This window comes from Actinoplanes sp. NPDC023714, from assembly GCF_040639855.1.
In the GTDB taxonomy this organism is placed as follows: domain Bacteria; phylum Actinomycetota; class Actinomycetes; order Mycobacteriales; family Micromonosporaceae; genus Actinoplanes.
Genome location: NZ_JBFAAR010000001.1, coordinates 728885 through 741828, shown reverse-complemented (window position 1 = coordinate 741828; position 12944 = coordinate 728885). Strand labels below are relative to the sequence as shown.

Sequence of the window (12944 nt, the reverse complement as noted above, 5' to 3'; positions counted from 1 at the left end):
GGACGACAGGGTGAACCGCGATCCCTAGCGTTGACGGCATGACCACCGTCCTCAACGTCGATGCCGTCAACCGGTCCTTCGGCGACCGGCAGGTCCTCAAGGACGTGTCCTTCGCCGTGGACGCCGGCCGCCTGACCGGCTTCGTCGGCGCGAACGGCGCCGGCAAGACCACCACGATGCGGATCATCCTGGGCGTGCTCGCCGCGCAGTCCGGGGAGACCACCTGGCGTGGCGCCCCGATCACCCGCGAGGTCCGGCAGCGCTTCGGATACATGCCGGAGGAGCGCGGCCTCTACCCGAAGATGTCGGTGGCCGAGCAGGTCGTCTACCTGGGCCGGCTGCACGGCCTCAGCGCCGCCGACGCGAAGGCGCGGACCGCGACCCTGCTGGACCGCCTGGAGCTCGGCCCGCGCGCCGGCGACCTGGTGGAGAAGCTGTCGCTCGGCAACCAGCAGCGGGTCCAGATCGCCGCGGCCCTGGTGCACGACCCGGAGCTGCTGGTGCTCGACGAGCCGTTCTCCGGCCTCGACCCGCTCGCCGCCGACACCGTGGTGGCGGTGCTGCGCGAGCGGGCCGCGTCCGGCGCCGCGGTGCTCTTCTCCAGCCACCAGCTGGACCTGGTCGAGCGGCTCTGCGACGACCTGGTGATCATCGCGGACGGGACGATCCGGGCCGCCGGCAGCCGCGCCTTCCTGCGCGACCAGTACGCCCTGCCGCGCTACTCGATCGAGGTGGGCGCGGACGCGGGCTGGCTGCGCGACGAGCCCGGCGTGACCCTGGTCGAGCTGGACGGCCCGCGCGCCGTCCTCGACCTCGCGCCCGAGACCGACGACCAGCGGATCCTGCGCGCCGCCCTGGACCGCGGGCCGGTCCGGCAGTTCGGCCCGGTCCGCCCCTCCCTGGCAGAGATCTTCCGAGAGGTGATCCAGTGACCACGTTCGAGGCCACCCGCCTGGTCGCCGCCCGCGAGCTGCGGACCAAGCTGCGGGACAAGGCGTTCCTCTACAGCACCGTGTTCTTCCTGGTCATCGTGATCGCCTCGATCGTGCTGCCGGCGATCCTCGGCGGCGGCGCGACGAAGGTGGCGGTGGCCGAGCCGGCCGCCGTGGCGCCGCTGAGCCAGGGCGAGTTCGAGATCGTCGAGGTGCCGGACGCCGCGACCGCCGAGCGGCTGCTGCGCGACGGCGAGGTGGAGGCCGCGGTGGTGCCGGGTCCCGAGGTGCTCGCCATGGACGACCCGCCGTCCGACGTGGTGTCGGCGCTCAGCGCGTCCCCGCCGGTGCGGCTGCTCGACCCGGGCGACGTCGACCCGTTCCTGATGTTCCTGATCCCGTCGATCCTGGCGATGCTCTTCTTCATCACCTCGTACACCTACGGCCTGCAGATCGCGCAGAGCGTCATCGAGGAGAAGCAGACCCGGATCGTCGAGATCCTGGTGTCGAGCGTGCCGGTCCGGGCCCTGCTGGCCGGCAAGGTGGCGGCCATGACGCTGCTCGCGTTCGGCCAGATCGCGCTGCTCGCCCTCGTCGCGTTCGTCGGGATGAAGGTCACCGACGTGGACACCGGCCTGGTGAACGCGGTCGGCCCGGCGATCGGCTGGTTCCTGCCGTTCTTCGTACTCGGCTTCCTGATGCTGGCGACCGTCTGGGCCGGGGTGGGCGCGCTCGCCTCCCGGCAGGAGGAGATCACCAGTACGTCGTCACCGGTGCAGATGGCGGTCCTGATCCCGTTCTTCGCGGTGCTGTTCCTGCAGGACAACGCGGAGGCGCAGCAGATACTGTCGTACATCCCGTTCTCGTCGCCGATCGCCATGCCGATCCGGATGTTCAACGGTGACGCGGCGGGCTGGGAGCCGATCGTCTCGCTGCTGATCCTGGCGGCCACCGCGCTCGTGCTGCTGATCGCCGGCGCCCGGGTCTACCAGGGCTCGCTCATGCGGACCCGGCAGAAGACCTCGATCATGACGGCCTGGAAGAACGCCTAGGCAGCCGTCGGCAGTGCCGGGTGGTGGACATCATGCGCCGCCGCCCGGCAGGATCAAGGGCATGTCGATGCGATGGGGCATGACCGTGCCGTTCGGCGGCGTACCGCTCACCGATCACGCCGCCGTGTACGCGGCCCTGGCCGACGCCGGGTTCACCGACGTCTGGTCGGCCGAGGTGAACGGCACGGACGCGTTCACACCGCTGGCGCTCGCCGCCGCCTGGGAGCCGCGGCTGCGGCTCGGCACCGCGATCGCGCCGGTCTTCACGCGCGGTCCCGGCCTGCTCGCGATGACCGCGGCGGCGCTCGCCGAGGCGGCGCCCGGCCGTTTCCAGTTCGGCATCGGCGCCTCGTCCCCGGTCGTCGTCGGCGACTGGAACGCGGCGGACTTCACCGAGCCCTTCGCCCGCAGCCGTGACGTGCTCCGCTTCCTGCGCCCGGCGCTGGCCGGTGAGACGGTCGACCGGGAGTTCCCGACGTTCGCGGTCAAGCGGTTCCGGCTGGAACGCCCGCCGGCCACGCCCCCGCAGCTCATGCTCGCGGCCCTGCGCCCGCGGATGCTCCGGCTCGCCGCTGCCGAGGCCGACGGCGTGATCCTCAACTGGCTCGCGGCCACCGACGTGGCGACCGCCCTGGCCGAGACGAAGGAGGCCGGCCCGGGCTTCGAGGTCGCCGCCCGGATCTTCGTGATCCCGACCGAGGACGCCGGCTACGCCCGCACGGTCGGCCGCCGCATGATCACGTCGTACCTCACCGTCCCGGCCTACGCCGCCTTCCACCGCTGGCTGGGCCGGTCCGAGGTGCTCGGCCCGATGTGGCAGGCCTGGGACGCCGGCGACCGCAAGGGCGCCCTCGCCGCGATCCCGGACGCGCTGGTCGACGAGCTGATCGTGCACGGCTCCCCGGAGGAGTGCCGCGACCGGGTGAAGGCCTACGCGGAGGCCGGCGTGACCGTTCCGGTGATGGCCCTGATGCCCACCCCGGAGCTGACCGGCGGCGGCCCGAAGGCCCTGTTCTCCCTGATCAAGGCCCTGGCGCCGGCGCTCTGACCCCGTACACAAAGAAAAGCGCGCCCGGAATCTCCGGGCGCGCCCCCCACATGGTCGTCACTCGCTGTCGGCGAGGATCGCGTAAAGCTTCCGCTTCGTCTCGTTGAGCACCTCGAGCGCCTTCTGACGCTGCTCGGGTGTGCCGGAGAAGCCGACCTGCTTCAGCGCGCCCATGATGCCGACCGCCGCGTCGCGGAAGTCCTGCACCTGCGACATGGTGTCCTCGCCGAACTGCGCCCACGGCGGGTTCTGCGCGGCGGCCTCGGCCTCGGGCCGGCCGTCCGCGGTGAGCTGGTAGCTCTTGCGACCGCCCTGGGCCGTCACCTCGATCAGGCCCTCGTCCTCCAGGAGCTGGAGGGTCGGGTAGACCGAGCCGGGGCTGGGGCGCCAGATGCCGTTGGTGCGGGCGTCCAGCTCCTGGATCATCTCGTAGCCGTGCATCGGCCGCTCGACCAGGAGCGCCAGGATCGCGGGCCGCACGTTCTGCCGGCTGCCGCGGCCGCCGCGGCGCCCCCGGGGTCCGCCGAACTCCGGCGGCGGGAATCCGGGACCGCCCGGGCCGCCACCGCCGAAGGGGAATCCGGGCGGGAAGCCGAAGCCGCGCCTGCGCCCCTCGAACATCCAGCCGCGCCCGTGACCGTGGCCGTGGTGCCCGCGTCCTGCCTCGTCCGTGTACCTCATGATCTTCTCCGTTCTGTCGTCGATAGTTAGACGATATATCGGCGAACAGTCGGTCGCAAGGGTTTCTGGGATCGTCGGGTCGCGGGACGTGTCGGCACCCCGTCATCTGGCAAAGTTGGTACCTGTGTTGACGGTGCCCATTCGCCAGCTCGGTGAGCCCGAGCGCGCGGCGGTCCAGCGGATCCTGGACGCCGACCCCTACGCGGGCGCCCAGATCGCCGAACGAGTGGCCTCGCACGGCCTGAACTGGTGGCGTTCCGACGGGCGCATCTACGGGTACGAGCCCGCGCGCCGGCTCGAATCGATCATCTGGTCGGGCGCGCATCTGGTGCCGGTCGGCGCCACTCCCCCGGCCGTCGCCGCCTTCGCCGACCTGCTCGGCGCCGAGCCGCGGATCTGCTCGTCGATCATCGGGCGCTCGGAGGCGGTCCTCGACCTGTGGGATCGGCTGAGCCGCTACTGGGGTCCGGCCCGGGACGTGCGGCCCAACCAGCCGCTTCTCGTCACCGACCGGGACGCCGCGGACGTGCGCCCCGACCCGGAGGTGCGCCTGGTCCGGCCGAACGAGGTGGACCAGCTCTTCCCGGCCGCGGTCGCGATGTACACCGAGGAGGTCGGCGTCTCGCCGCTGGCGGACGACGGCGGGCGTGGGTACCGGCGCCGGATCGCCGAGCTGGTGAAGGGGAAGCGCGCCTACGCGCGGTTCGAGGGCGGCCAGGTGATCTTCAAAGCCGAGCTCGCGATCATCACCCGGCGGACCACGCAGGTGCAGGGCGTCTGGGTCCACCCGGATCACCGGGGACGGGGCCTCGCCACCGCCGCGATGGCCGCCGTGGTGTCGGACTCGCTGCGGCGGGTCGCGCCCACCGTCAGCCTCTACGTCAACGACTACAACGCGGCGGCCCGCCGGGTCTACGAGCGCTGCGGCTTCGTCTCGGCCGGCTCGTTCGCCACGGTCCTCTTCTAGCGCCGTCACCACCCACGGCGGAGCCAGCCAGCTCAGCGCCGCTTCTCAAGTAAGGGCGTAGCAACAGAACACGCGCAAAACGCCTGCCGGTGAGGAGGCACCTGGTTTTCCGACGCCCGCGGGGTTTGCGGGTGGCGGAAAACCAGCTGCCTCCTCACCGGCGTAAAAAGGCGTTTTGCCCAGCGAAGCGAAGCGAAGCCAGCCAGCTCAGTCTCAGTGGACCGTCACGGTGGGGCCGGGGAGCAGCTCGCGCAGCTCGTCGGGCAGCTCGGCGCCCATCTCGTCGGCGAGGCGCAGCGCCTCCTCGACCAGCGTCTCCACGATGATCGACTCGGGCACCGTCTTGATGACCTTGCCCTTCACGAAGATCTGGCCCTTGCCGTTGCCGGACGCCACGCCGAGGTCGGCCTCGCGGGCCTCGCCCGGACCGTTCACGACGCAGCCCATCACGGCGACGCGCAGCGGCACCGGGAAGCCGTCGAGCGCGGCCGTGACCTGCTCGGCCAGCGTGTAGACGTCGACCTGGGCGCGGCCACAGGACGGGCAGGAGACGATCTCCAGGCCGCGCTCGCGGAGGCCGAGCGACTCGAGGATCTGCTGACCGACCTTGATCTCCTCGACCGGCGGGGCGGAGAGCGAGACCCGGATCGTGTCGCCGATGCCCTCGGCCAGCAGCGCGCCGAACGCGACGGCGCTCTTGATGGTGCCCTGGAACGCCGGGCCGGCCTCGGTCACGCCGAGGTGCAGCGGGTAGTCGCACTGCTCGGCGAGCTGCCGGTAGGCCCGGATCATGACGACCGGGTCGTTGTGCTTCACCGAGATCTTGATGTCCCGGAAGCCGTGCTCCTCGAAGAGCGAGCACTCCCAGAGCGCCGACTCGACGAGCGCCTCGGCGGTGGCCTTGCCGTACTTCTCCAGCAGGCGCTTGTCGAGCGAGCCCGCGTTCACGCCGATGCGGATCGGGATGCCGGCGTCGGAGGCCGCCTTGGCGATCTCCTTGACCTTGTCGTCGAACTGCCGGATGTTGCCCGGGTTGACCCGGACCGCGGCGCAGCCCGCGTCGATCGCGGCGAACACGTACTTCGGCTGGAAGTGGATGTCGGCGATCACCGGGAGCTGCGACTTCTTGGCGATCGCGGGCAGCGCCTCGACGTCGTCCTGGGACGGCACGGCGACCCGGACGATCTGGCAGCCGGCCGCCGTGAGCTCGGCGATCTGCTGCAGGGTGGAGTTGACGTCGGAGGTGAGCGTGGTCGTCATCGACTGGACGCTGACCGGGGCGCCGCCACCGACCAGCACGCCGCCCACGTTGATCTGGCGGCTCTGGCGGCGCGGAGCGAGCGGCGGCGGGGGTACGGCGGGCATTCCCAGACTGATCGCAGTCACATTCAGCTCACTTGAAGATCGTGATCGGGTTGATGATGTCGGCGGTCACGGTCAGCACCGTGAAGGCGCCACCGATGAGGATGACCGCGTAGGTCACGGGCATCAGCTTGTAGTAGTCGACACGACCCGGATCAGGCCGGCGGAAACGCTGGTAGAGCCAGGAGCGAACTCTCTCGAACCACGCGATGGCGATGTGCCCCCCGTCGAGCGGGAGCAGCGGCAGCAGGTTGAAGAGGCCGATGAAGATGTTGAGCGAGATGAAGACCTGCCAGAAGACCTCGGGCACGCCCTTCTCGATCGCCTCGCCGCCGATCCGGCTCGCGCCCACCACGCTGATCGGGGTGTCCGGGTCACGCTCCTCGCCGGTGATCGAGTTCCACAGCGCGGGGATCTTCTCCGGGATCCGCGCCATCGCCCTGAAGGAGTTCTCCACCAGGTACCAGCTGAAGTCGCCGGCCGCGGGGATCGCCCCGATCGCACTGTAGGTCAGAACGGCCGGCAGGTCCGTGGTCCAGCTCACCCCGGCGACCGCGACCTTCGACACCGGGCCGCTGGGGTCGTCGATCGGGGTGCGCTCGGCGCTCACGAGGGCGACCGTGGCGGTCGCGGTCCGGCCGTCGCGCACGTAGGTGAACTCGGTGGGGCCGGCCGGCGAGGCGCGGATCGCGTCGGTGAGCTGACCGTAGTTGGCGACCGGCACGCCGCCGACCGCGGTGATCAGGTCACCGGTCTCGAGACCGGCCGCCTTGGCCGGCGCCGCGACGGCGCCGTTCGTGCCGGGCACGCACTCGGCGCTCGTGTCGGTCAGCGAGGTGCGGATGCAGTCGCCCACGTAGATCTGCGCGGGCGCGGCCTTCTGCGCCTCGGCGGTCTGCGGCAGGTCGGTGTTCGGCAGGCCCACGGTGATCGCCATGAAGTAGGCGCCCACGATCGCGAGCATGAAGTGGGTGATCGAGCCGGCCGACATCACGACGGTCCGCTTCCAGACCGGGAACCGCCACATGGCGCGGTGCTGGTCCTCCGGCCGGACGTCCTCGTCCTGCGGCGTCATGCCGACGATCTTGCAGAAGCCGCCGAGCGGGATGGCCTTCAGGCCGTACTCCGTCTCGCCGCGCTTGAACGAGAAGATCGTCGGGCCGAAGCCGACGAAGTACTGCGTCACCTTCATGCCGAAGCGCTTGCCGGTGATCATGTGACCCAGCTCGTGCAGGCTCACCGAGATCAGGATGGTCAGCGCGAAGGCCGCCGCACCCAGCCAGAACAGCATCAGGCTCCTTCAGCCACAGTCGCGATGGTCCGCTGTGCCTGGGCCCGGGCCCATGCCTCCGCGGCGAGCACGTCCTCGACGGTACCCGGTTCCGCGAAATCGGGGGCCGCCGCGAGCACCCGCTCCAGGGTGTCGACGATGCCCAGAAACGGTAGCCGACCGGAGACGAAAGCGGCCACACACTCCTCGTTCGCGGCGTTGTAGACGGCCGGCAGGCAGCGCCCGGCCCGGCCCGCCGCCTTGGCCAGCTCCACCGCCGGGAACGCCTCGGCGTCGAGCGGCCGGAACTCCCAGTTGTGCGCCATCGTCCAGTCCACCGGGGTGGCCGCCGCCGGCACCCGGTCGGGCCAGGCCAGCGCCAGCGCGATCGGCAGCCGCATGTCCGGCGGGCTGGCCTGCGCCAGCGTCGAGCCGTCGGTGAACTCGACCATCGAGTGGATCACCGACTGCGGGTGGACGGTCACCTCGATGTCGTCGTAGGGCACCCCGAACAGCTCGTGCGCCTCGATCACCTCGAGTCCCTTGTTCACCAGGTTGGCCGTGTTGATCGTGACGACCGGGCCCATGTCCCAGGTCGGGTGCTTGAGCGCGTCCTCCGGTGTGACGTTCGTCAGCTCCTCGCGCCGGCGCCCCCGGAACGCTCCCCCGCTCGCGGTCAGGATCAGCTTGCGGACCTCCGCGGCCCGGCCCCCGCGCAGGCACTGGGCGAGCGCCGAGTGCTCCGAGTCGACCGGGACGATCTGCCCCTCCTTGGCGATCCGGCGGACCAGCGGGCCGCCGGCCACCAGCGACTCCTTGTTCGCCAGAGCGAGGACGCGCCCCTCCTCGAGCGCCGCCAGGGTGGGCGCGAGGCCGAGGCTGCCGACCACGCCGTTGAGCACCACGTCGCATTTCCAGCGCGACAGCTCGGTCATGGCGTCCGGCCCGGCCACGATCTTCGGGATCTTGAAGTCCCCGGTCGCGTAACCGCGCTTCTGCGCCTCCGCGTAAAAGGCCAACTGCAGATCTTGTACGGCGGAAGCCCGCGCCACGCCGACCACGTCGACACCGAGCTCCAGCGCCTGGGCGGCGAGCAGCTCGACGTTGCCGCCACCGGCGCCGAGGGCCACCACGCGGAACCGGTCCGGGTTGCGGCGGACGATGTCGATGGCCTGGGTGCCGATGGATCCCGTGGACCCGAGCAGAACGAGGTCGCGCATGTGGCCCATCTTCCCGGACGCCCGCACGCGGGTCGGCGCTGGGCCGGGACCCGGCCCGGCACGAACGCTGTCCCGGCCGGGTGATCCGGGAGCCCTCACGGGGTACCCCGTCGGGGTGCGAAATCTACTGGCGCCACTGCGCGGGCGGGACGTCTCGCTGCACGCGGCCGCGATCACCTTCTATGCCGGGATCGCGGTGGTGCCGATCGCGCTGCTCGCGGTCTGGATCACCGGGCTGCTGGCGGGCGCTGACCACGTACGGAATATGACCAGCCGGACCATCGACGCCCTGCCGGACCGCATCGGAGCGCCGCAGGCGCTCGCCGCCCTGATCGACGCCGGGCTCAACCTCACCCCGATGCTCGCGCTCGCGAGCCTGCTCCCGGCCACCCTCTACGGCGAAGGGCTGCGCCGGGCCTTCGTCTCGCTGCGGCGGCCCGGCGAGCCGCTCGTGGGCTGGCGCGGACGGATCCTCTGGCTGCCGCTGCTGGCCGCGGCGCCGGCCCTGCTGCTCGCGCTCTTCCTGGCGCTGCCCACCACGAGCGACCTCTGGCTGCGCGGCGGCTGGTGGTCGGTGCTCGGCGTGGTGCTCTCGTTCCTGGCGACCTGGCTCGTCCTCACACCCGTGGTGATCTGGGTCTTCCGGTACGTGGCGCCCGGCCGCCCGCCGTGGCTCGCCACCATCCTGATCGGCTCGTTCACCGCGGCGAACCTGTCCGGCTTCCTGCACGGCGCCGTGCTCTTCTGCTCGCTGCCGCTCGACCTCGGCGTGCCGTTCGGCGGGTTCACCGAGATCGGGGCGATGGTGGCGATCGGTCTCTGGCTGTACCTGTTCCACATCGTGCTGCTCACCGGGTTCGCCGTGACGCACACCGTCAAGACGTATCTGACGGACGATTCACCGAGGGTGCCGGGCCTTTTCGCGGGGTAATCTCGCTCGCCATGACCTCCATTCCCGAACGCGCCGACGTGGTGATCATCGGATCCGGGCACAACGGCCTGGTCTCGGCGATCCTGCTCGCCCGCGCCGGGCTCGACGTCGTCGTGCTCGAGGCCGCCGGCGAGCCGGGTGGCGCCACCCGCACCGAACACCCCTTCGCCAAGGTTCCCGGCCTCGGCCAGTCCACCGGCTCGTACCTCCTGGGCCTGATGCCGCCGGAGCTGCTGCGCACCCTCGACGTGGACATCCCGGTGCTGCGCCGGGACCCGCACTACTTCCTGCCGACCGCGGGCCCGGCCGGCTCGCCGTACCTGCTGTTCGGCCGGGACCGGGAGGACACCCGGGCGCAGCTCGAGACGTTCTTCTCGGCTCGCGACGCGGCGGCCGACGAGGCGCTCGCCGTCGAGATCGGCGCGCTGCGGGCCGACCTCGCGCCGTCCTGGCTCGAGGAGCCGGCCCCGGTCGAGGAGATCGCCGACCGGCACATCCGGCCGCAGCTGCAGAGCACCTTCCTCGACCTGGTGCGCGGCTCGGTCGCGGACTATCTGGGCCGGTTCGGATTCGCCAGCGAACTGCTGGTCAGCATGTACGCCGTGACCGACGGCCTCTCCGGCCTCAACGCCGGGCCGGACGACCCCGGCACCGGCCACAACTTCCTGGTGCACAACATGTGCCGGCTGCCCGGCGCGGACGGCACCTGGATGATCGCCCGGGGCGGGATGGGCACGGTCTCCCGCACCTTCGCCGACGCGGCCACCCGCGCGGGCGCCCGGATCTTCACGGATGCCCGGGTGTCGGCGGTGACCGTCGACGGCGGGGCGGCGAGCGGGGTGGTGCTCGGTGACGGCCGGACCGTCGCGGCCAAGGTGGTGCTCGGCAGCTGCGACCCGTACACATTGATGGGTCTCGTCCCTGAAGGTTCTCTGCCGGCCGAACTGACCGAGCGGATGGCCGCGGTGAAGCGCACCGGCACGACGCTCAAGGTCAATCTGGCGCTGCGCGACCTGCCGGTCTTCTCCTGCCTGCCGGAGGGCGCGCCGTCGCCGTTCGGGGCGACCATCCACCTGCTGCCGCACTCGGGGTCGCCGATGGCCTCGCTGCGGGAGATGTGGGCGGACGTGCAGGCCGGGCGGTTGCCGGCGGCGCCGACCATCGAGTGGTACCTGCACACGACCGTCGATCCGTCGCTGCAGGACGCTGAGGGGCATCATTCGTCGGCGCTGTTCGTGCAGTCGGTGCCGTTCCAGCCCGCCGGTTCGTCGTGGGATGTCGAGCTGGACGGTTATGTCCGGAAATTGTTGGATATTTGCGACCAATACGCGCCGGGGACGTCGGATCTGGTCGTCGACATGATGCCGCTCACCCCGCCCGGGATCGAGCAGCACTTCGGCATCGCCGGCGGGCACATCCACCACGTCGACAACACCGTCGCCTTCGACCGGCGGATGCCCTATGCCACCGGGCTGGACGGGCTGTACGCGGGCTCGGCGGGCGCACACCCGGCCGGCTCGGTGATCGGCGCGGCGGGCCACAACGCGGCCCGCCGCATCCTACGAGACCTGGCGGTCTAGCCGTCCCGCTCCCGCGCACTCGGCCTCACGCGCTTCCGTTCCCGCTCGCGCCCATGCCCGGTCGCGCCTCTTCCCGGTCGCCCTTCCCTGCGCGCGGCCCTTTTCCTGCCCGCGGCCCCTTCCCTGCCCGCGGCCCCTTCTCGCTCGCGGCCCCGCTCCCCCTCTCCCGCGATCTTGTGAAATTGCGCAGCACCGGGGCTGCGGGATTCCACAAGATCGGCGGGGGTCGGGAGCTGGATGGGCGGGGCGCGAGTCGGACGGGGACCGGGGTCCGGCGGGGCCGGGCGTCGGGCGAGGGCTGGGAGTTAGGCGGAGGCTGGGCGTCGGGCGGGGTCAGGAGTTCTTCGACGCCCGGATCTTGTGGCCTACTCCGGTGAGGCAGCGGCCGCTGGGCAGGTCGAACTTCCAGCCGTGCAACTGGCAGGTGAGCACGTTGCCCTCGACGATGCCGAAGCGGGACAGGTCGGCCTTCAGGTGCGGGCAGCGGCGCTGCACGGTCCAGTCGCCGAACTGGATGTCCTCGGCGTCGACCGCCTTCTCGTGCTCGTCGTACCAGCCCTCGGCGTACTGCAGGCGCTCCTCGGAGAGGCACTTGAAGAACGCGTAGACGAACTCGTTGTACTGCCCGATCCGGGCCGCCGAGAAGCGGCAGGAGAGGAAGAGCGAGTTCACCCAGTCACCCTCGTCGATGAAGATGAGGTGCTCGATCAGCTCGCGCTGGGTACGGAAGCGGTAGCGCACCTTCTCGTCGGCGTACGGCCGGACCTGCTTGCCCGGGAAGTCCACGACGATCGACTCGATCTCCTCGCCGTCGTACGAGACCAGGTCGAACCGGACCGGGCCGCCGACGCCCTTGGCCAGGTAGATCGACTCCTCGAGGAGCGGCTCGATCCGCTTCTTGAGCTCGCCCAGCACGTCGATCTCGGGGTGCCGCCAGGACGCCTTCTCGGCCTCGATGATCGGGCGCTTGCGCTCCCGCATCTCCTCGAGGTGCGCCCGCTTGTTGGCGAAGAACTCGTCGACCGGGGTCGGGTGCACGGTCGTCTGCGTCCGGCCGCCGTCGGTCAGCTCGGTGACGCTGCCCGGCAGCTGCACGACCGCGTTGGTGCCGCCGACCTTCGCGTACTCGGTGAGGAACACCGACTGGTCGGGGAAGATGTTGCCCTCGTCACCGTGGATGTCGTTGAACTGCCACAGCTCGTCGTCGAGGAAGCACGGCGGGCCGGCGATCGGGAAGACGTGGTCGGCCTTCAGGTCGTCGATGTAGCGCCAGGTGCGGTCGAACTGCCGCTCCCGCTTCTGCTTGCCGAACGCGGTCTTCGCGTTCTCCGGCAGCTCGTAGACCATCGGGTACCAGATGGCGCCGGAGAACTGCAGCATGTGCGCGTGCACGTGGCCCAGCTCGTTGAACCGGCTCAGGTCGGCCGGGCGGGCGTCGTTCTGGTTGAGCACGCGGATGCCGTCGTACTCCACCCAGAGCGACGAGTCGCCGATCGGGCCGTCGGTCGGGCTGATCAGCGCCTGGATCATCACCTTCAGGCCGCCGTCGAGCTCGTGCACCTCGTCGGACTTCGTACGCAGAAAGCTCGTGAAGCCCAGTTCCCGCAGCTCGTCCTCGAGCTGGCTGGTCGGGTATTCCGGCAGCAGGACCGTGGCCTTCTTGTTGATGAAGCGCTTCAGGTGCTCCGCGTCGAAGTGGTCCCGGTGCAGGTGCGAGACGTACAGGTAGTCGACGTTGCCCAGGGTCTCCCAGTCGAGCTGGGAGTTGTCCGGGAACGGAAACCACGAGGCGAAGTACGCCGGGTTCACCCACGGATCGCACAGAATGCTGCCTGCGGCCGTGTCGATCCGCATGCTCGCGTGTCCGGTGCCGGTGATCCGCACTTGTCGCTCCTCTGCTT

General features: G+C 70.8%; 11 protein-coding genes. 6 read left to right on the top strand and 5 right to left on the bottom strand.

Annotated elements, in window-relative coordinates; translation table 11 throughout:
* Positions 1-38: 38 nt before the first annotated feature.
* From AB0G10_RS03600 to AB0G10_RS03590, 3 genes are all read left to right on the top strand, one after another.
* Positions 39-932 carry an ATP-binding cassette domain-containing protein gene (locus AB0G10_RS03600; protein WP_360915864.1) on the top strand — a complete coding sequence of 298 codons (894 nt, stop codon included), beginning with the start codon at positions 39-41 and terminating at the stop codon, positions 930-932.
* Positions 929-1984, top strand: a complete 1056-nt coding sequence (locus AB0G10_RS03595) for an ABC transporter permease (RefSeq protein WP_360915861.1) — start codon at positions 929-931, stop codon at positions 1982-1984. The genes AB0G10_RS03600 and AB0G10_RS03595 overlap by 4 nt, the downstream gene beginning before the upstream one ends.
* 61 nt (positions 1985-2045) lie before the next feature.
* On the top strand, positions 2046-3032 hold the full coding sequence (locus AB0G10_RS03590) for an LLM class F420-dependent oxidoreductase (RefSeq protein WP_360915858.1): 987 nt from the start codon (positions 2046-2048) through the stop codon (positions 3030-3032).
* A gap of 57 nt (positions 3033-3089) precedes the next feature.
* Here the strand turns inward: AB0G10_RS03590 and AB0G10_RS03585 are convergent, their stop codons facing one another.
* The gene (locus tag AB0G10_RS03585; protein WP_360917945.1) at positions 3090-3653 is read right to left on the bottom strand and encodes a PadR family transcriptional regulator; all 564 of its coding nucleotides are present in this window, start codon (positions 3651-3653) and stop codon (positions 3090-3092) included.
* Positions 3654-3837: 184 nt separating this feature from the next.
* On the opposite strand from AB0G10_RS03585, the gene AB0G10_RS03580 reads away from it, so the two are divergent.
* Positions 3838-4680, top strand: coding sequence for a GNAT family N-acetyltransferase (locus AB0G10_RS03580; RefSeq protein ID WP_360915855.1), 843 nt, complete (start codon positions 3838-3840; stop codon positions 4678-4680).
* A 213-nt stretch (positions 4681-4893) separates the two neighbouring features.
* On the opposite strand, the gene ispG is transcribed toward AB0G10_RS03580, so the two are convergent.
* The 3 genes from ispG to dxr are packed head-to-tail and all read right to left on the bottom strand — an operon-like array spanning position 4894 to position 8541.
* A complete protein-coding gene (gene ispG / locus AB0G10_RS03575) occupies positions 4894-6066 on the bottom strand; it encodes a flavodoxin-dependent (E)-4-hydroxy-3-methylbut-2-enyl-diphosphate synthase (protein ID WP_360915853.1) in 1173 nt (390 codons plus the stop codon).
* A gap of 7 nt (positions 6067-6073) precedes the next feature.
* The gene (locus AB0G10_RS03570; protein WP_360915850.1) at positions 6074-7333 is read right to left on the bottom strand and encodes a site-2 protease family protein; all 1260 of its coding nucleotides are present in this window, start codon (positions 7331-7333) and stop codon (positions 6074-6076) included.
* Complete coding sequence (dxr, locus tag AB0G10_RS03565) at positions 7333-8541, bottom strand: 1-deoxy-D-xylulose-5-phosphate reductoisomerase (RefSeq protein WP_360917944.1); 1209 nt, start codon at positions 8539-8541, stop codon at positions 7333-7335. Before dxr ends, AB0G10_RS03570 begins: the two co-directional genes overlap by 1 nt.
* A 106-nt stretch (positions 8542-8647) precedes the next feature.
* On the opposite strand from dxr, the gene AB0G10_RS03560 reads away from it, so the two are divergent.
* Together AB0G10_RS03560 and AB0G10_RS03555 are read left to right on the top strand one after the other, a co-directional pair.
* Positions 8648-9463 carry a YhjD/YihY/BrkB family envelope integrity protein gene (locus AB0G10_RS03560; RefSeq protein WP_360915847.1) on the top strand — a complete coding sequence of 272 codons (816 nt, stop codon included), beginning with the start codon at positions 8648-8650 and terminating at the stop codon, positions 9461-9463.
* A gap of 11 nt (positions 9464-9474) precedes the next feature.
* The gene (locus AB0G10_RS03555) at positions 9475-11043 is read left to right on the top strand and encodes an NAD(P)/FAD-dependent oxidoreductase (protein ID WP_360915844.1); all 1569 of its coding nucleotides are present in this window, start codon (positions 9475-9477) and stop codon (positions 11041-11043) included.
* Positions 11044-11376: 333 nt separating this feature from the next.
* Here AB0G10_RS03555 and AB0G10_RS03550 read toward each other — a convergent pair whose 3' ends face one another.
* Positions 11377-12927, bottom strand: a complete 1551-nt coding sequence (locus tag AB0G10_RS03550) for a Rieske 2Fe-2S domain-containing protein (protein WP_360915841.1) — start codon at positions 12925-12927, stop codon at positions 11377-11379.
* Positions 12928-12944 lie beyond the last annotated feature (17 nt).

Coding starts and splice junctions, on each gene's coding strand:
- AB0G10_RS03585 (WP_360917945.1), bottom strand. CDS start 3,653: ATGTTCGAGGGGCGCAGGCGCGGCTTCGGCTTCCCGCCCGGATTCCCC.
- AB0G10_RS03555 (WP_360915844.1), top strand. CDS start 9,475: ATGACCTCCATTCCCGAACGCGCCGACGTGGTGATCATCGGATCCGGG.
- AB0G10_RS03590 (WP_360915858.1), top strand. CDS start 2,046: ATGTCGATGCGATGGGGCATGACCGTGCCGTTCGGCGGCGTACCGCTC.
- dxr (WP_360917944.1), bottom strand. CDS start 8,541: ATGGGCCACATGCGCGACCTCGTTCTGCTCGGGTCCACGGGATCCATC.
- AB0G10_RS03570 (WP_360915850.1), bottom strand. CDS start 7,333: ATGCTGTTCTGGCTGGGTGCGGCGGCCTTCGCGCTGACCATCCTGATC.
- AB0G10_RS03600 (WP_360915864.1), top strand. CDS start 39: ATGACCACCGTCCTCAACGTCGATGCCGTCAACCGGTCCTTCGGCGAC.